The following is a 16,723-nucleotide window of genomic DNA, read 5'->3' on the forward strand; positions in this document are numbered from 1 at the left end:
TTTTAAGACAGGCTATATAATATCAAAAACTAACAATAATAGAAAGGGGTTTATGAAAATTAATTTTATAGCCTATACTAAATTATTTGAATAGCTGAATAGTTACCTTAACTTCTAATTTACCATTTTCTATAAAATATATAGTAGAGTAGGTACCTCCAAGTATACCCACTATCATGTCGTTGATCATAGGTATGAGGTTTTCATCAGAAATATAGGAGTTGATGTACTTGCTTACCTCAACAATATTGGCAAGTGCATCTAAGTCTCGTTCTAATCTTATATTCTTTTCATTAAGCACTTGCAACTGCTTTTCAGCAAAATTTTGATAAGTCTCAAACTCTTCACGTATACGTTCATACATCAATCTGTAATCGTCCATAAGCAACTCTCCCAGTATATTCAATTTCCTACATAACAAAAATTCTCTAAAGTAATTTCCTTTAGTGAATCTTTTATCTTTCTGCCATATAAATTCCTAAATAATAAAAAACAAGCCCTAATATGTAATTATTAGAGTCATAAAAAGCATTACAATAACTTATGGCATACAATATTATTTTATCTTATAAATTTTAATTTGTAAATCAAAAAAATAGTAATTTTTTTACATTTTCATTTAAGTTCTACTATTCATTGCTTCTTATTGAATACATACTATATGTCGACTTTTGCTATAAACTTATGCTATTGTTATTTTACATTACATAATAAATTAATTCAAGAATTTAGGGGGCTCTTTTATACATCTCCGCCCCTTTTTTTTACATCTTAAATATTTTTTTTAATTATTGTTAATATTAAGTAATAATTCTATTGGATACATGCGCATTAGAATGTATGTTTTCTAACACTAGGTCCCTCTAAATTAACATTAACATTAAGAATTAAGTCAGTTCTCTCCATAATTTCTCCCTGAATCTTAGCATCGGGATATTTCTCTTCTAGAAGCCTACCAACCTTAAATAAATCCAAATCTTGAAGCTTATATCTATCAAATATCATGGTAAGATACTTTTTGACATTTTCTTCTTCAGACTTTTTTATATATCCTCTTACATTATCATCTATTATAAGACGAGCTTGAGATTCTGCCAAGTCACATCTTATATCAATAGTCTTATAAAGTTTTATTCTTTCTCCATCGTATTTTACGTCCGTATTTGTTTTAGAATTAAGTATTTCTAAAGTGATGTATTTATCCGGGTTTTGAGGATTATTTATCTCTAAAGTACCACTCTTAACATTATTACTTAAGAAACTATAGCTAAGTGCCTCATCTATACTTAATTTTGTAGCTAGTTTATCATCTTTTAGCACTGCAGCACCTTTTATCTGAACTCTATCTTCCATTATATCTTTAACTACTTCAAGACCTCCAAGTACCGCTATATTCCCACCGTTTATCCTATTAGTTAGATAATCATTCAAATTAGCAGCTATAGTTCTAGGACTAGACTTCATCTTATACACAAGTTGATCTAAATAAATTCCAAGATATTCTTCATCTGATTTAACTGTTTTAAACAACTCTTCTACTTCCCCAAATAATACGAATACATATGGCCTTATTAAAAACTCTTGATCTCTTGCCATTATATCTACAAACTGCCCTACACCTTCTTTTGCTGCTCTTTCTGAAAAAATATACGCTCTACACTGAGTCATATTTATTTTAAAACTTGAAAAGTTGCTAGCATTTCTTATGGCTTCAAGTACAGTCTTTCCTCGCCCCTTATATATAACCCTTCTTCCTTTTTCTGAGCTTTCATTTGTGCTTCTATATGGCATTACACAATCTAAATAAAGTATAGTATTTTTATTTTCGTCAATATCATAGATTATGCTTGTAACAAAAGTAGCTCTATTTATATCTCTGTAATTAAAACAACTTGTAAGACTCGAGGAAAAACATATAATCATTATAAATGAAATTATTCTACTTGCTCTTTTCATTAGTATCATCCCCACTTAAAAAATCATTTGATATCTCTTCTAGCGGTCCTCTCAAAATTATATCCTTCAGATTAAGCTTTTTAAGAGTTCCAACGGGAAACATATAATAGTAACCGCAAGACTTTAGATTACATATATGAGCGAACAGTACCATTACTGCAACAAAAAAGCCTGGAAGCCCCAAAAAACCGGACATAATAACTATAATTAAAGACCAAGCAGACATTGCACCGTATATCCTAGGAATCAAAAAATAAGATAAGGAACTTATAGCAACCACTAATATGGTTATTCTTGATGCTATACCAGCACCAACAGCAGCATCTCCTAGAATAAGACCGGCAACTATACTCATAGCTGCACCTATTGGCTGCGGCAGTCTTAATCCCGCTTCTTTTATTAGTTGGAAGAATATCATCATGACTATAACTTCTACTACAGTTGGGAAGGGTACCCCAGCTCTTGATACTGCTAGTCTAAAAACAAACAACGATGGAATTACTCCAAAGTGATAAGTTACTATAGCCAGATATAGTCCTGGCAAGAAGGCTGCAAAAAAGAAGGCCAACCATCTAATAATTCTTGTAAAATTAGCATAATATCTGTTTAGATAATAATCATCTTGAGCTTGAAAACTCTCTATAAAAAAATATGGTGCAGTGAGAACAAAGGGAGTTCCATCCACTATTACTGCAATTCTTCCTTCCATCAACTTTGCAACCACAGTATCTGGTTTTTCTGTATATCCCACAGTATCAAATATAGTATTTTCATCTCTTAGCTTATTCTCTATATAGTTTGTATCCAATATAAATTCATAATCTAATTCCTTTATTTGCCTTCTAATGTTATCAACTAATTTTTTTGGTGCGGTATCCTTTATATATGTAAGACAAACTACAGTATTAGATTTTTTCCCTACATATATTGGTTCAAACTTAAGATTGGGGTCCTTCACTCTTCTTCTTATCAGTGCTACATTGTCTACAAAGGCTTCTGTAAATCCTTCTCGAGGCCCCTTTAGCACTGCCTCTGCAACAGGGATTCCTACACCTCTCCTTACATATCCTTTAGCTTCGCAAAATAAGATCTTGTCAGTGTAGTTATCAAAAACTATAACCACATCTCCGGATAACACATGAAGCACTGCATCATCATTGTCCTTAGCATAGCCTACAAGATTAATATCAAGAACCTTGCTTGCTATATCATCAATCGAATTTACGTTGGACTTAATATTTTTAAGCGGCGCTACTATATATTCGCTTATAAATACTGTTCCACAAAGATCGTCAACAAATATTGCTGTAGCTCTACCTAATGCAGTATCTACCTCCCTTACTTTTACATCAAAGCTATCCTTTAGTTTCTCATTAATATATTCTTTTGTATTTTTCATAAGCATCACCTAAAAATATTATCTTCACTAAAAATGTTTAATATTCACTTTTTAGAGAATAATAAATTAAGGAAATTATAGGATTTAAAAGAGGTGAATTTTTTTGGAAGGATTATCATCAAAGCATTTAATACTTTTTATCGCAGGGTCTATGATAATATCTATGACCACCTATTCTTCAATTTTTATAGAATTAGGAGGAAGGGATACTTGGTTTATTGCAATACTGTCAGCAGCTATTTTTATTTTTCTTATCTTATACATAATAAAAACTTTTATCAAAGCTGATAGCTTTGATTTTAGACAAATTATACATGGCTCAATAGGTAAAAGATTTGGAGAGGTTTATTTATGGCTTTTTGCAATAGGATTGTTTATAGTTGCATCAGAAAGTGCTGCTGTAGAAGCAAGCTCCATACATGTAAATCTATTTATAGAAACTCCAGTTTGGTACATAATGTTATTCTTTATAGTACCGGCTATCTATATAGCTTCAAGAAACTTCAATAGTATACTTAATATAGTATTAATATCAATTTCCATAATGCTTATAGCTATCATCATAATAGAAATTTTAGTTCATAGGTATAAGAGCTTCGATTTTTTATTTCCTTTTTTAAAGAATCGCTCTCTAAAGGATTTTATAAACTGTTTTATCGAGTTTTTAGGTGGCTTTAGCTGTATAGCTATTATATTTCCTTTATTAAAAAACTTAGAAAGAAGTAAGAAACTTACTTTTCATTTTTTTATAGGTATTCTGTTGTCCCTAGATATTATTTGTTTTTCAATAACCGGTCATATAACAAGCTTAGGGGCCATGAGAGCTAAGAATATATTGTTTCCAGTATTCCGTCAGGTACAAAGAATATCCTATGTCAACTTTATAGAGAATGGCGAGGTGTTAGTACTATTAGTTTGTGTCCTTGGTTTTATGGTAAAGTATATATTAGCTATGAACGGAATAATATTTCTATTCAGAGATAAGATAAAAAACAAGCTAGCTGTTGTAGCAATACTTTCAGCAGCATCTTATATATATAGTTTATTAATAGCAAATAACGCTTTTGACTTCATGAAAGTTTTAAATATAAACCAATACATATACATAGTTTTATTCTTAATAATGCCACTTATATTTTTCACAATTTATAGAGCAACACATTCTAATAAAGTTAAGTAAAACTAACGGCTAAGAACCATTTTTCATATAAAAAAACCAGTTGAAAATTTACTAAAATATGCTATAATATACCTGTGAATATTATTAAAATTTTATAGGAAATTTTCTGTTTACTAACCTACCCTTTAAACACTGGTAAGGCAGTAAATCACCAAAATGGCCTATGAGTTTTAAAGGAGGTTTTTTTAATGGAAGATAAGAAGATAACATGTAAAGACTGTGGAAAGGAATTTGTTTTCACTGTTGGAGAACAAGAATTCTACAAAGAAAAAGGATTTGAAAATGATCCTGTAAGATGCCCAGAATGCAGAAAAGCAAGAAAAGCTCAAAAACAAAGAGACAGATTCTAAGCTTTTAATATTTTGAGTGTAACCTCTAACCCTATGGGTTAGAGGTTTTTTTATACCTTAGGAATATCCATGAAATCTAAATTCCTCACGAATGTGTAATGAAAAAGCTTGTTTTGCGTAGGAAGTTATGCAACACTATGTTTTTTCAATTTTACCGCTACAGCTGATAGTGGCAATGCAACAACAATACCAAAAGTGGCTTGAAGTATATTTCCTACTATATCCTTAGCAGAAGTTATAAAGGCCCCTACTATAACGGTTTTTAACGCTCCATTTGTAGTAATAGCAGTTATTATTCCTCCAGCTATAAAATACCCTATTACCATAAAAGCCCCACCTAATACAAAACCTATAACATATACTATTCTCTTACCACTTCCATTTCTTATTACAACAGCAGCTATATAAGCCATAACATACTTAATTACCAAAGTAAATGGAGCCCAAATATAGAATCCTCCAAACATATCTACTAATGCCATTCCTACTGCAGCTGCAAAAGCCCCTCTTCTCTTTCCTAGTACAACAGCTGAAAGAAAGACCATACTATCTCCCATGTGAAGATAGCCACCTCCTACAGTTGGTATTTTAATTATATTTCCTGCTATAAACACCAATGCTATCATAAGCCCTGTAAGAACCAAATCTGTGCTTTTAATATTACTTGAACTTTCCAAAATATTGCCCCCAATCAAAATAAAAATAACTACATAAATGATAATATAATACAAAATTTCCACATGCAAATGTATCGATACAATATTAATGAATTATTATTGAATTTTTTACTAATACTATGTTATATAACATTCTTAGTTTAGTTTATATTTTTTAAAAAACATGATAATTCAGATAAGAATTTATACATGCGTAAAAATAAGAATGCAAGAATCTATAATAAATTATGATTAATAATCTTTTCACAACTTAAAAGGAGGTGATCTTTATGGCTTTCTTAAGATGGATAGGTGGCATAGTTATATTCTTCTGGCTACTTGGAATAATCTTTAGAGTTGGCGGCTACTTTATTAATGCGCTTCTTGTAGTAGCTGCAATTATATTTATCGTCGATTTAATTTTTGGAAGAAAAAACAAAGTCTGAGTTGACACTTTATTATATTTGTCATATTATAGAATTAATAAAAACAATTGATATCAACAATCAAAGAAGAGAGATAGTATGCTTAAATCCACATTGTATAGAGAGCTGTAGATGGTGAGATTACAGTAATGATGATTAAGCTGAATGGTTCTCTGAGATACTATGATGAAAGATTATTAATATACTAATCAAGTATTCTTAGTCGTGTTCTCACGTTATAGAGATAGGATATTATTGTATCTTATTTAGAGATGAGAAAATATTTTTCTCAAATATAGGTGGCACCGCGTGATTATACGCCCTATGGATTTTTATCCATAGGGTGTTTTTATTTTTCTGGTAATTATATTTCAAATAAAGCTATGGATAAATACAAAGAATTTGCTAATAAACATAGCTTCAGCGAATTTTTTATATTATACCAATGTAGGAGGATAAAAAAATGGATGACAAGAAAAAAGTAATATTTAGTGGTATTCAGCCTTCAGGTGAGCTTACTATAGGTAACTACCTTGGAGCAATAAAAAATTGGGTTAAGCTCCAAGACCAATATGACTGTTTCTTCTGCGTAGTTGATTTGCATGCAATAACTGTAAGACAAGTACCCGCAGACCTTAGAAGAAGAACTCTAGAATTACTAGCTATTTATATAGCTGCTGGTATAGATCCTGATAAGAACACTCTTTTTATACAATCTCATGTACCTGCACACAGTGAAGCTGCATGGCTTCTAAACTGTAATTCTTATATGGGTGAGCTTGGCAGAATGACTCAATACAAAGATAAATCTCAAAAGATGGGTGACTCAATAATAGCCGGTCTTTTCAACTATCCAGTACTTATGGCTGCAGATATACTTTTATATAATACAGACCTAGTACCAGTTGGTAAGGATCAAACTCAACATCTAGAACTAGCTAGAGATATTGCTCAAAGATTTAACAATACCTACAGCCCAACCTTTGTGATTCCTGAAGGATACATTCCTGAGGAAGGTGCGAAAATAATGAGCTTACAAGAACCAACAAAGAAGATGTCTAAATCTGATGACAATCAAAACAGCTTCATACTTCTATTAGACCCTCCAGAGGTTATAAGAAAAAAGGTAAGTAGAGCCGTTACTGATGGAATTGGAGTTGTAAACTACACAGATGAACAGCCAGGTGTTAAGAACTTAATAAATATTATCTGTGCTATAAAAGGACTTAAGCCTGAAGAAGTGCTTGAAAATTACAAAGGAAAAGGCTATGCTGAGTTAAAAAGTGATGTAGCTGAAACTTTAATAAGTGAACTTGCTCCGCTTCAAGAAAAGGTTAAATCAATTTTAAGTGATAAAACTTACCTAGAGGACATATATAGAAAAGGCGCTGATAAAGCAAACTATATAGCAAATAAAACCTTAAGAAAGATGCAAAAGAAGATTGGATTTATTCCAAGATAAAAAAGTCGCTAGAGCGACTTTTTTCATATAGTAAACTTTTTGTGTATCTACCTCTACGAATTCATGTGAGGAAGATATGACCGACAAATAAGTCTTATTTATTTATTTATTTATCTTCTTCAAAGTTTATCTTTTCTTTTACTATATATAAAGGCCTATTCTTACTTTCATCATATATTCTAGCTATATACTCACCAATAATTCCAAGCGATAATAGCTGCACTCCACTGAAAAGAGTTATTACCACCATAAGAGAAGTCCAACCTGGCTCAGTTCTACCACCAAAAAGCTTAACTAAGATAGAGTATACAAGCATTATAAATGATATCATTATAGTTATAGTTCCTATCAAGGATACCACCTTTAAAGGTCTTGATGAAAACGCCACAATTCCATCTGATGCAAACTTAAGCATCTTTTTCAAAGGATACTTAGTTGTACCTGCAAATCTTTCATTTCTATCATATTCTATATATGTTTGATTAAAGCCTACCCAACTAACCATTCCTCTAACAAATCTATTTCTCTCAGGCATGTTTTTAAGAGCCTCTACAACTGTTCTATCGATTAATCTAAAGTCTCCAGTATCTTTTGGTATTTCAATATCAGACATACTGGCCAAGAACTTGTAGAAATACTTTGCTGTTATTAGCTTAAACCACGTCTCTCCGTCTCTTTTTTTCCTCTTGGCATAAACAACCTCATAGCCTTCCTGCCACTTATTGACCATATCAACTATAAGCTCAGGTGGATCTTGTAAGTCAGCATCTATTATTACCACTGCATCTCCTGTAGCATTAAATATACCTGCCGTTACTGCCGTTTGATGTCCAAAGTTCCTAGAAAAGCCTATTATCTTTACATTAGCATCCGCTGCTGCTATATCCTTAAGTATAGGCAAGGTTTTATCCGTAGAGCCATCATTTATAAATATAATTTCGTAATTATACTCATTATTTCTCATAACTTCAGATATTCTTCTATAACATTCTTCAGCAACCAACTCTTCAAAATACATTGGCACAACAATAGAAATCTTTTTATTAACCATTCTTTACCTCCTCAGAAAAAGTCCACATTCTATTTAAGAAGTAGTTAAGCACCATACATACACCCGTAACAATAATCAACGCTATATACTTGTTTAAGCCTACTTTATCTACAAAAATCATCATTAGACAAGTATTTATAGCAAGTATTACAAGGTTTATTACTAAGAACTTTACACCTCTTGAACCTTTTTTAGAATCTACCTTAAATACCCATCTACTATTAAAAAAATAGCTATTTACTACTCCAATTAGATAACTTGTTACATAGGCCGTAGTGTATCCAATGCCTAATTTACTAAAGATCCAAAAACAAACAAAAGTAAGTAAGGTGTTCATTCCTCCAACTATACCAAATCTTATAAATCTAAATAATTCCTTCATCATCATCACCATTCAAATTAATCAGAATTTCAAATAATTCTGTATTATATTTAATTATTTTCCTCTTTGATTATTGCCATAAATTAAATTTAAATTCTAAGTTAATTATATATATATAATTGTTAAAAACTATGAGATTATTATGTGAACTTTTTGTGATTTAAGTTTATATATGTATGAATTATAAATCAAAAAAATTTCTTTAAACTGTTTAGCAGTAAAAAATAGGAGTATATTTATATATCACCTAATAAAAACTTATATTTCATGGAGCTCCCATTAAACCTATGAGAGCCTTTAAAATATGTTCTCAATTAAAGTGGTACATACTAATAACCCCTATTTCTATATACCTATGTTAAATTTTAAGAGTTTTCCCAAGGTCTGCTGTTAAGGTATTCTGTGAAAGTTTCTCTTAAATCATCTCTTCTAAGTGCATACTCAACAGTAGCTTGTAGGAATCCTAATTTGTCTCCCACATCATATCTGTTTCCTTCAAAGTTATATGCATACATAGCTTCTTGCTTTATTAATGTCTTAAGAGCATCTGTTAGCTGAATCTCTCCACCTTTTCCTGGGTTAGTATTCTCAAGTATATCAAATATAGCAGGAGTTATTATATATCTACCAAGTATAGCAACATTACTTGGAGCCTCCTCTACTGAAGGTTTCTCCACTAAATCCTTTACTTTATATACTCTATCTTCTATATGAATTCCATTTACTATACCATACTTATTAACATTCTCATGAGCAACCTCTTGTACTCCTAGAATCGTAGTGTTGTACTCACTATAACAATCCATAAGTTGCTTTAGACAAGGTTTTTCATCATTGTAAACCACATCATCCCCAAGAAGAACCGCAAAAGGTTCATTACCAACAAAGGCTTTTGCACAGTGAATGGCATGCCCTAATCCCTTAGGCTCTTTTTGTCTTATATAGTGAATATCTACTAAATCAGTTATGTCTCTTACTAATTCAAGAAGTTCGCTCTTACCAGACTTCTCTAGTTCAACTTCAAGTTCAACAGATTTATCAAAATGATCTTCTATACACTTCTTATTTCTTCCAGTTATTATTAATATCTCTTCTATTCCAGAAGCAACTGCTTCTTCTATTATATATTGAATTGTTGGCTTATCAACTATAGGAAGCATTTCTTTAGGTTGTGCCTTTGTAGCTGGCAAAAATCTAGTTCCAAGTCCAGCAGCCGGAATAATAGCTTTTCTAACTTTCATCTTTAACTCCTCCAATTAATAGATTTACCATAACATTTTAACACAATGGCAAAAATATAACAATTCGTTTTGTTCAATTTAGGTTATATCTTTGTAATTTTTTGTAAACTAGTTCTATTATATTAATAGTTACTAAAAAAACTATACAAGCTATAAAAAATATATTTTTTTTCATATCCCTATTGTATATGTTAACCTTAATGTTCTAAAATATAGATATTAATCTATATTTTATTATAACTCAAGAGGAGGCATAAGATGTTAAACTTTAATTACTATAATCCTACAAAATTAGTTTTTGGTAAAGATACTATAAAGACTATTGGAGGCCATGTTAAAAGCTTTGGTGTTAAGAAAGTTTTATTTTTATACGGCAAGAACTCCATATTTAAGAACGGGGTATATGATACAGTAGTTGCATCTCTTAAAGAAAACAACATTGAATTTATAGAAGTATCCGGTGTTAAACCTAATCCTGTACTTTCAAAGGTGCATGAAGCAATCCAAGTGGTTAGAGAAAACAATCTCGATGGTATAGTTGCTGTAGGAGGCGGAAGCGTAGTTGACTCAGCAAAAGCAATAGCTGCTGGTACTTTCTACGATGGAGATGTATGGGATATATTTGAAGGTAAAGCACAAGTAACTAAAGCCTTACCTATATTCCCTGTACTTACTATATCAGCCACTGGTTCCGAAATGAACAATGGTGGAGTAATAACAAACGAAGCTGAAGGTAAGAAATGGGGCTTTGGCTCTCCATTACTATTCCCTAAGGTATCTATACTAGATCCTACTGTTCAAGCAACACTTCCTACAATACAAACCGTCAATGGAGCTGTAGATGGACTAAGCCACGTATTTGAAGCTTATTTTGGCGGAACTTCTAATACAGATATGGAAGATGAGCTTTCTGAAGGTATAATAAGAACAATAATGAAGCATACAAGAGTTCTTATAAACGATCCATCAAACTATGATTCAAGAAGCGAGCTAGCTTGGTCTGCAACTTTAGCTCTTAATGGAATCAACGGAGTAGGTAGAAGAGGAGATTGGTCATCCCATGGAATAGAGCATGGTGTAAGTGTATTTAATGATATAGCTCATGGTTCCGGACTTGCGATAGTTATGCCTGCTTGGATGAAATATGTTCATAGCTGTTGGCCAGAAAAGTTTGCAAGATTTGGAGAAAATATATTTGGAATCACTGAAGGTTCTATCGAAGAAAAGGGATTAAAAGCTATAGAAGCCTTAAGAGCCTTCTATAACGAGATAGGCGCTCCTATAACACTTAAAGAGGTTGGAGTCGCTAAAAAGGATTTAGACTTTATAGCTGACACTGTAGCTAAACAAGGCCCTCTAGGTTCTCTAAAAAGCTTAGATAGAGATGATGTATATAAAATACTAGAAATAGCATTCGAATAAATCACATTCTAGAAAAAAGATTATATATAAATTATTCAAAACTCATCAAAATATAGGCTTTTAAAATAAATTTAAAACAGCTTCCAAATTAATTTTTGGAAGCTGTTTTCTATGTAGTAGATATTGTCTAAATACACTATGGTATGTGACAAATTTCGCAATACTATATGTTTTTTAATCTTTCTAATATATCTTCATCTATAAAATTCACATGCTTTTTAGCTACTATATCTTCATACTCAGCTGAACTTATAGGGTATAATATTTCCTTCTTTACCACTAGTCCTTCTTTTTTTATGGAGGCATAGAAAGTATCATTAGTTCCTATCTTGAACCTTTTTGTATTTTTATTCTTAGCTATTAATAACTTGTTATCCAATACATCTTTTCCAATGAAATACTTATCAGTTTCTCCAACTATTGTGCACCTATATAACTTAAGTTCATCCATTAATATTTTACACCTCCATAAACCAGCGTCTATTATATTATCGTCATATATTGTGTTAAATATTTAATATTATTAAATATTTAACACAATATTAACAATTATATTTTACACATTTTTCTTATATATTGCAACTTAAATATATATTTCTACATATTAATTCCATTTATATGCATATTAATGCTAATATCCACATTGCTACACGACAATAAATTTATATCTCAGAGCTTTTGCCCATCAGCCTTTCCCAATGTACCTGAGGAAGCTATGAAAGAAGCCAAGATTTTTATATTATTTTCATATAAAATAAAATAAAAAAGCTACTAACAAATCGTTACAGCAGCTTTTTTACATCCAATAATCTTTTCAAGTGAAAGTGGTTATTTTTAGATACTACCTACTAAAATATCTGGTTTAATACCAAAACTCTTATGACTTAAAGCTTCCAAAAGTATTTCTTCTAAAATCTCTGGCGCCTTTGATAATCATCCTAATCTTTTGTATTTTATTAGCTTCAAAAAGTATAATTTTAATTGTCTCATTTCTAAAACAAGCTTTATCAGTGTCAATATACTCTTTATCAACATTATTATACTTGTTCCATACATAAAATCTATTTCTTGTTATATAATATCTTCTTAAAGGTGAATGATTGGTATATTCTATTCTTTTACCTAATATATATCTTTCTTTAGATACTCCTAATGAATGAAATAGAATTGCATTCTTACATTGTATAAGCTTATATCCATGCTCAATTAATCTTAAACAGAAATCATGATCAACATAATCTATAAATAATTTTTCCTCAAACTTTCCTACTTTGGTAAATACACTGGTCTTTACTAAATTTCCAGAGGTTATTTCCTCATTTACGTATACGAATTCTTTACTCTGAGTGTAGTTCGCTTTACTTATATCATTGCCATTTATATAACCCTTCTCTACATATGTCGGAAAAATAGATACCACATTTTCTCTTTCACTTTCTGGAATAGAATTATATATTTCAAACATGCTTGCAACCATATTTTTTTCTGCTTCACTGTCATGGTCTAAAGTTATTACCCAAGGGTAGCCCTTTTCAATGGCATACTCAACACCTATGTTTAATGCTGCTGCTATACCTAAGTTAACCTTATTCTTAATAACTTTAACATTAGAATCTTTTATCGAGTCAAGAACCTCTAAAGTTTTACTATTTGATCCATTATCTACGATAACAACCTCATCAACCTGTGTTTTTATAGCATCTAAACATTTAAAGATATCTTCAGCTATATTATAAGTTACTATAATAGTACATACTTTATCCAAAATAATCACCCATTCAATAAAATTAGAAGAGATTTAGTTAAACTTAACATAATCTCTTCCTTGTTTAAGACCTTCTACCATTGCTGTTGCTCTTTCCTTATCACCGCTCATAATATACTTGAAATATTTTATTACCCTAGATAAATAAAAAAAGCTTCTAGCTTTTAGAAATTCTATTCTTCCAAGCTTATAAGAATATTTATTCATCAATATAACCCTATTTCTATTTCCATACTTAACAGAAAATGCAGATTCTTCCCCACCAGTAGAAGCACTAACCTTGTGGTATATCTTAGCGTTAGGATTATACATAATCTTGTATTTCTTTTCAGCCAAGGCAATACAAAAATCCAAGTCTTCTAAATACATGAAGTATTCCTTTGGTAAAAGTCCAACTTTCTCAAATATTTCTCTCTTTATAAGCATGCAACATCCAGTCATAAAGTCAATTTGCCTTATTTCCTTGCTACCACAATCAACTTCCCCTTGTTGCTCATGAGCACCAGAAAATCTGTCCCATTTTATTTTACCGCCGCCAAACCAAATTTTATCTGTTTCCGGGTAGTAATTTATTTGACTTCCAACAATACCTATACTTGAATCTGTATTAAAAGTATTAACCATCTCAGTTAGGAAATCTGGTTCAACCAAGGTATCGGTATTTATAAGAAGTATATACTCAGCTCCAGCCTTTAACCCATGCTCTATTCCCAAGTTGTTGCCTTCTGCAAATCCACCATTTTTACCAGATTGGAGAACAACATATTGTTCTCCAACTGCTCTCCTAATTACTTTCTCAGAGTCATCAGTAGATTTATTATCAACAACTACTATCTTATAATTTTTATATTTAATCTTTTTAAGACTTTCTATACAGTCCAGAGTATCTCTAGCTCCATTGTAGTTCAATAACACTATATATATTAATGCTTCTTCCATATAATCCTCCTATATTATAGCTTATATCTCTCAGCTATACCTACAACCCTCTTAGGAAGTAAAACTATAAAAGAAAGTACCAAAAGTGGATATACATCATGGAAACCAGAAGAAATAAATATAGCCTTAGCAAATGTTATCCCACAGGTTACTAAAATGAACTTAAACTCGAAACTACCCTTATTTTCAAATATATTCCTATAAAAAGATCTTTCACTTAGACCATATATAATTCCAGCTACTATAGCTATAAGAACTACACCAAACCAGCCAAAGTTTAGATATGGTTGAAGAAATAGTCCTCCTCTTAATCCATAATGATCCTCATATCCTGCAAGAGTCTTTGCTGTAAAGTTTCCCCAAGACCACTTTTGTCTATACTCAGATAAGGCAGATGGAACAAAAGACATTGTATCAGCTAGATAGTTCTTACCATTTAAAAAGCCTTCAAAGTGTTTCTGATCATAATTGTATAGTATAAATGCTCCATCTCTTATATCAGAGAAGGTATTTCCATACATTATTTCCTGCTGCATTTTTTCTTCAAAGTTTCTATCGATTTTATTGCCATGTCTTACAAAAAGCATACCTATTCCAAGCACCAATGTAAGCGCCAAGGCAGAAATTATCATTAGGTTTGGCTTTCTAAATCTTTCTTTATTAGAATATATATAGAATAGTGTAAGGTTAACTATTATATCTACAAAAGGTCCTCTACTTCCTACAAGTAGAACTACAATTACACCAAGAATCGATAGACCAATTAAATATTTCTCCTTAGACTTTAAATATCTAATAAACATATACTGTGCTAGAGTAAAAATAATTATATTCAAAGCCAAGTAAATTGGCCTAATCTTGTTATTATCAGATGAATCAAAGATCATTCTGTTTCCAAACAACGGTATAGCCCAAACTTTCACTATAAGAGCCACCCATAATATCAAGCAAAGTATATAAAACTTAACTACAATCCTGTGTTTAATAGTATTATCTTTTTCAATTGCTTTTAAGGAAATTTCCTTTTTGTAGAACAACTCAAACAACGCCATAGTCAATATAAATATAGCAAAACCAATACTATTAATTACCATACATTGATTTAAATAATCTATATAGTAAGTTGAATTGAAGCTTCCAAGAGCCTCCCATGCTTTATTATTGTATTGAAGCATAGAGATAAAAAGTAACGCCACTGATGATATAAAAATGAATATATTAAAAGGTGAAAATATATATTTATTCTTTATATACTTATAAACTAAATATGTTAAAAAAATTAATATATCAGCTATCATCAAGGATTTTACAGCTATAGTTGAATAATTCATAAAATTAACGAAGTATTCCAATTCAATCACCAACTCCTTTAGGTTTTATCTTATAACTTTCCAGTGGGAAGCGTCCTTGAATTCCTTATACTTAGTATTTATGAATTCTTCTATCTTTTTCTTAAAAATCTCTTCATCAAAGGTTTCTGCATGCTTTCTTATTTCCTGCTTATCAAAGCTTAGTTTCTCGAACCTCTTAACCGCTTCAACCAAGGATTCAGTACTTTGCTCCTCAAAGAATAATCCAGTCTTTCCATCTACAACAGTTTCTAGCGCTCCCCCTCTGCCATATGCTATAACTGGTCTTCCACAAGCCTGAGCCTCTAATGGTGTTATTCCAAAGTCTTCTTCTCCAGGGAAAACAAAGGCCCTGCACTTTGCATAATAATCCTTAATAACCTCATCAGACTGCCTTCCTAAAAACTTAATATTATCTTTAGCAATAGCCTCTAGCTTTTCTCTTTCCTCGCCATCTCCAATTATAACTAATGGTAGCCCCAACTCATTGAAAGCCTTTACTGCCAAATCTATTCTCTTATATGGAACAAGTCTAGATAGAATTAAGAAATAATCTTCATCTTCATCTACGATATTGAAAAGCTTACATCTTACAGGCGGATGTATAACTACAGACTCTCTTCTATAATGTTTCCAAATACGCTTTGCAACATTTTCTGAATTGGCAATAAAATAATCTACTCTATCAGATGCAAGTTTATCCCACATTCTCATATAATTCATAAAATATTTCAAAAATACTTTTTTAATTTTTTTCATGTTAGTTTTATCTGCATATTCATAATAGAATTCCCAAGCATACCTCATAGGCGTATGACAATAACACACATGCATCGTATTAGGATTAGTAATAACTCCTTTTGCGCATGATGAACTGCTGCTCAAAACTATATCATATTCATTCAAATCAAAGCTTTCAAAGGCCATTGGCATGAATGGAAGATATCTTTGATGACCGTTTTTCACCTTCTTTTGAAGAAAAGAAGTTCTTACATCTATTTTTTTTAATTCTTCATCTAAGTTTTCTGGATTGTACATGGTGGTGTATATAGGAGCTTCTTTATACAATTCTTTGAAGTTAACAACAACTCTTTCTGAACCTGCCATATTCGTAAGCCACTCGTGCACCAATGCTACGTTCATAAA

General features: G+C 31.2%; 17 protein-coding genes and 1 other annotated feature. Of the genes, 5 read left to right on the forward strand and 12 right to left on the reverse strand.

Features of this window, described 5'->3' with window-relative positions; translation table 11 throughout:
- Nucleotides 1-82: 82 nt before the first annotated feature.
- The 3 genes from C1I91_RS25225 to C1I91_RS25235 form a co-directional block, all read right to left on the reverse strand.
- Nucleotides 83-382 carry a hypothetical protein gene (locus C1I91_RS25225; RefSeq protein WP_128215386.1) on the reverse strand — a complete coding sequence of 100 codons (300 nt, stop codon included), beginning with the start codon at nt 380-382 and terminating at the stop codon, nt 83-85.
- Between the two features lie 449 nt (nt 383-831).
- Nucleotides 832-1,956, reverse strand: a complete 1,125-nt coding sequence (locus C1I91_RS25230) for a Ger(x)C family spore germination protein (protein ID WP_164880657.1) — start codon at nt 1,954-1,956, stop codon at nt 832-834.
- Nucleotides 1,940-3,355, reverse strand: coding sequence for a spore germination protein (locus C1I91_RS25235; RefSeq protein WP_128215388.1), 1,416 nt, complete (start codon nt 3,353-3,355; stop codon nt 1,940-1,942). Before C1I91_RS25235 ends, C1I91_RS25230 begins: the two co-directional genes overlap by 17 nt.
- Nucleotides 3,356-3,458: 103 nt before the next feature.
- On the opposite strand from C1I91_RS25235, the gene C1I91_RS25240 reads away from it, so the two are divergent.
- Complete coding sequence (locus C1I91_RS25240; RefSeq protein ID WP_128215389.1) at nt 3,459-4,535, forward strand: endospore germination permease; 1,077 nt, start codon at nt 3,459-3,461, stop codon at nt 4,533-4,535.
- A gap of 188 nt (nt 4,536-4,723) precedes the next feature.
- Nucleotides 4,724-4,885 (forward strand): zinc-ribbon domain-containing protein, encoded by a 162-nt coding sequence (locus tag C1I91_RS25245; protein ID WP_128215390.1) that lies wholly within the window; start codon nt 4,724-4,726, stop codon nt 4,883-4,885.
- Nucleotides 4,886-5,010: 125 nt separating this feature from the next.
- On the opposite strand, the gene C1I91_RS25250 is transcribed toward C1I91_RS25245, so the two are convergent.
- Nucleotides 5,011-5,562: an ECF transporter S component gene (locus C1I91_RS25250; RefSeq protein WP_128215391.1), complete on the reverse strand. Its 552-nt coding sequence runs from the start codon at nt 5,560-5,562 to the stop codon at nt 5,011-5,013.
- A gap of 269 nt (nt 5,563-5,831) precedes the next feature.
- Here C1I91_RS25250 and C1I91_RS25255 point away from each other — a divergent pair, with 269 nt between their 5' ends.
- Nucleotides 5,832-5,987: a lmo0937 family membrane protein gene (locus C1I91_RS25255; protein ID WP_128215392.1), complete on the forward strand. Its 156-nt coding sequence runs from the start codon at nt 5,832-5,834 to the stop codon at nt 5,985-5,987.
- A gap of 54 nt (nt 5,988-6,041) precedes the next feature.
- Nucleotides 6,042-6,294 (forward strand) — a binding site (T-box leader).
- Nucleotides 6,295-6,429: 135 nt separating this feature from the next.
- Nucleotides 6,430-7,428: a tryptophan--tRNA ligase gene (gene trpS, locus C1I91_RS25260; RefSeq protein ID WP_128215393.1), complete on the forward strand. Its 999-nt coding sequence runs from the start codon at nt 6,430-6,432 to the stop codon at nt 7,426-7,428.
- Between the two features lie 106 nt (nt 7,429-7,534).
- Here trpS and C1I91_RS25265 read toward each other — a convergent pair whose 3' ends face one another.
- The 3 genes from C1I91_RS25265 to galU all read right to left on the reverse strand — a co-directional run bounded on the left by C1I91_RS25265 (nt 7,535) and on the right by galU (nt 10,102).
- Nucleotides 7,535-8,479: a glycosyltransferase family 2 protein gene (locus C1I91_RS25265; protein WP_128215394.1), complete on the reverse strand. Its 945-nt coding sequence runs from the start codon at nt 8,477-8,479 to the stop codon at nt 7,535-7,537.
- Nucleotides 8,472-8,873 (reverse strand): GtrA family protein, encoded by a 402-nt coding sequence (locus C1I91_RS25270; protein ID WP_128215395.1) that lies wholly within the window; start codon nt 8,871-8,873, stop codon nt 8,472-8,474. Before C1I91_RS25270 ends, C1I91_RS25265 begins: the two co-directional genes overlap by 8 nt.
- A gap of 353 nt (nt 8,874-9,226) precedes the next feature.
- Nucleotides 9,227-10,102 carry a UTP--glucose-1-phosphate uridylyltransferase GalU gene (gene galU, locus C1I91_RS25275; RefSeq protein ID WP_128215396.1) on the reverse strand — a complete coding sequence of 292 codons (876 nt, stop codon included), beginning with the start codon at nt 10,100-10,102 and terminating at the stop codon, nt 9,227-9,229.
- Between the two features lie 258 nt (nt 10,103-10,360).
- Between galU and C1I91_RS25280 the strand changes: the two genes are divergently transcribed.
- On the forward strand, nt 10,361-11,524 hold the full coding sequence (locus C1I91_RS25280; protein ID WP_128215397.1) for an iron-containing alcohol dehydrogenase: 1,164 nt from the start codon (nt 10,361-10,363) through the stop codon (nt 11,522-11,524).
- A gap of 163 nt (nt 11,525-11,687) precedes the next feature.
- On the opposite strand, the gene C1I91_RS25285 is transcribed toward C1I91_RS25280, so the two are convergent.
- The 5 genes from C1I91_RS25285 to C1I91_RS25305 all read right to left on the reverse strand — a co-directional run bounded on the left by C1I91_RS25285 (nt 11,688) and on the right by C1I91_RS25305 (nt 16,720).
- Nucleotides 11,688-11,975 carry a hypothetical protein gene (locus C1I91_RS25285; RefSeq protein ID WP_128215398.1) on the reverse strand — a complete coding sequence of 96 codons (288 nt, stop codon included), beginning with the start codon at nt 11,973-11,975 and terminating at the stop codon, nt 11,688-11,690.
- 426 nt (nt 11,976-12,401) lie between these two features.
- Entirely contained in the window at nt 12,402-13,289 is an 888-nt protein-coding gene (locus tag C1I91_RS25290; protein WP_164880659.1) for a glycosyltransferase family 2 protein, read from the reverse strand.
- A 33-nt stretch (nt 13,290-13,322) separates the two neighbouring features.
- Nucleotides 13,323-14,228 (reverse strand): glycosyltransferase family 2 protein, encoded by a 906-nt coding sequence (locus tag C1I91_RS25295; protein WP_128215400.1) that lies wholly within the window; start codon nt 14,226-14,228, stop codon nt 13,323-13,325.
- A gap of 14 nt (nt 14,229-14,242) precedes the next feature.
- Nucleotides 14,243-15,559 carry an O-antigen polymerase gene (locus tag C1I91_RS25300; RefSeq protein ID WP_128215401.1) on the reverse strand — a complete coding sequence of 439 codons (1,317 nt, stop codon included), beginning with the start codon at nt 15,557-15,559 and terminating at the stop codon, nt 14,243-14,245.
- Nucleotides 15,560-15,604: 45 nt separating this feature from the next.
- Nucleotides 15,605-16,720: a glycosyltransferase family 4 protein gene (locus C1I91_RS25305; RefSeq protein WP_128215402.1), complete on the reverse strand. Its 1,116-nt coding sequence runs from the start codon at nt 16,718-16,720 to the stop codon at nt 15,605-15,607.
- Between the last annotated feature and the right edge of the window lie 3 nt (nt 16,721-16,723).

Origin of the sequence: Clostridium manihotivorum (assembly GCF_004015185.1) — a bacterium.
GTDB classification, from domain to species: domain Bacteria; phylum Bacillota; class Clostridia; order Clostridiales; family Clostridiaceae; genus Clostridium_AR; species Clostridium_AR manihotivorum.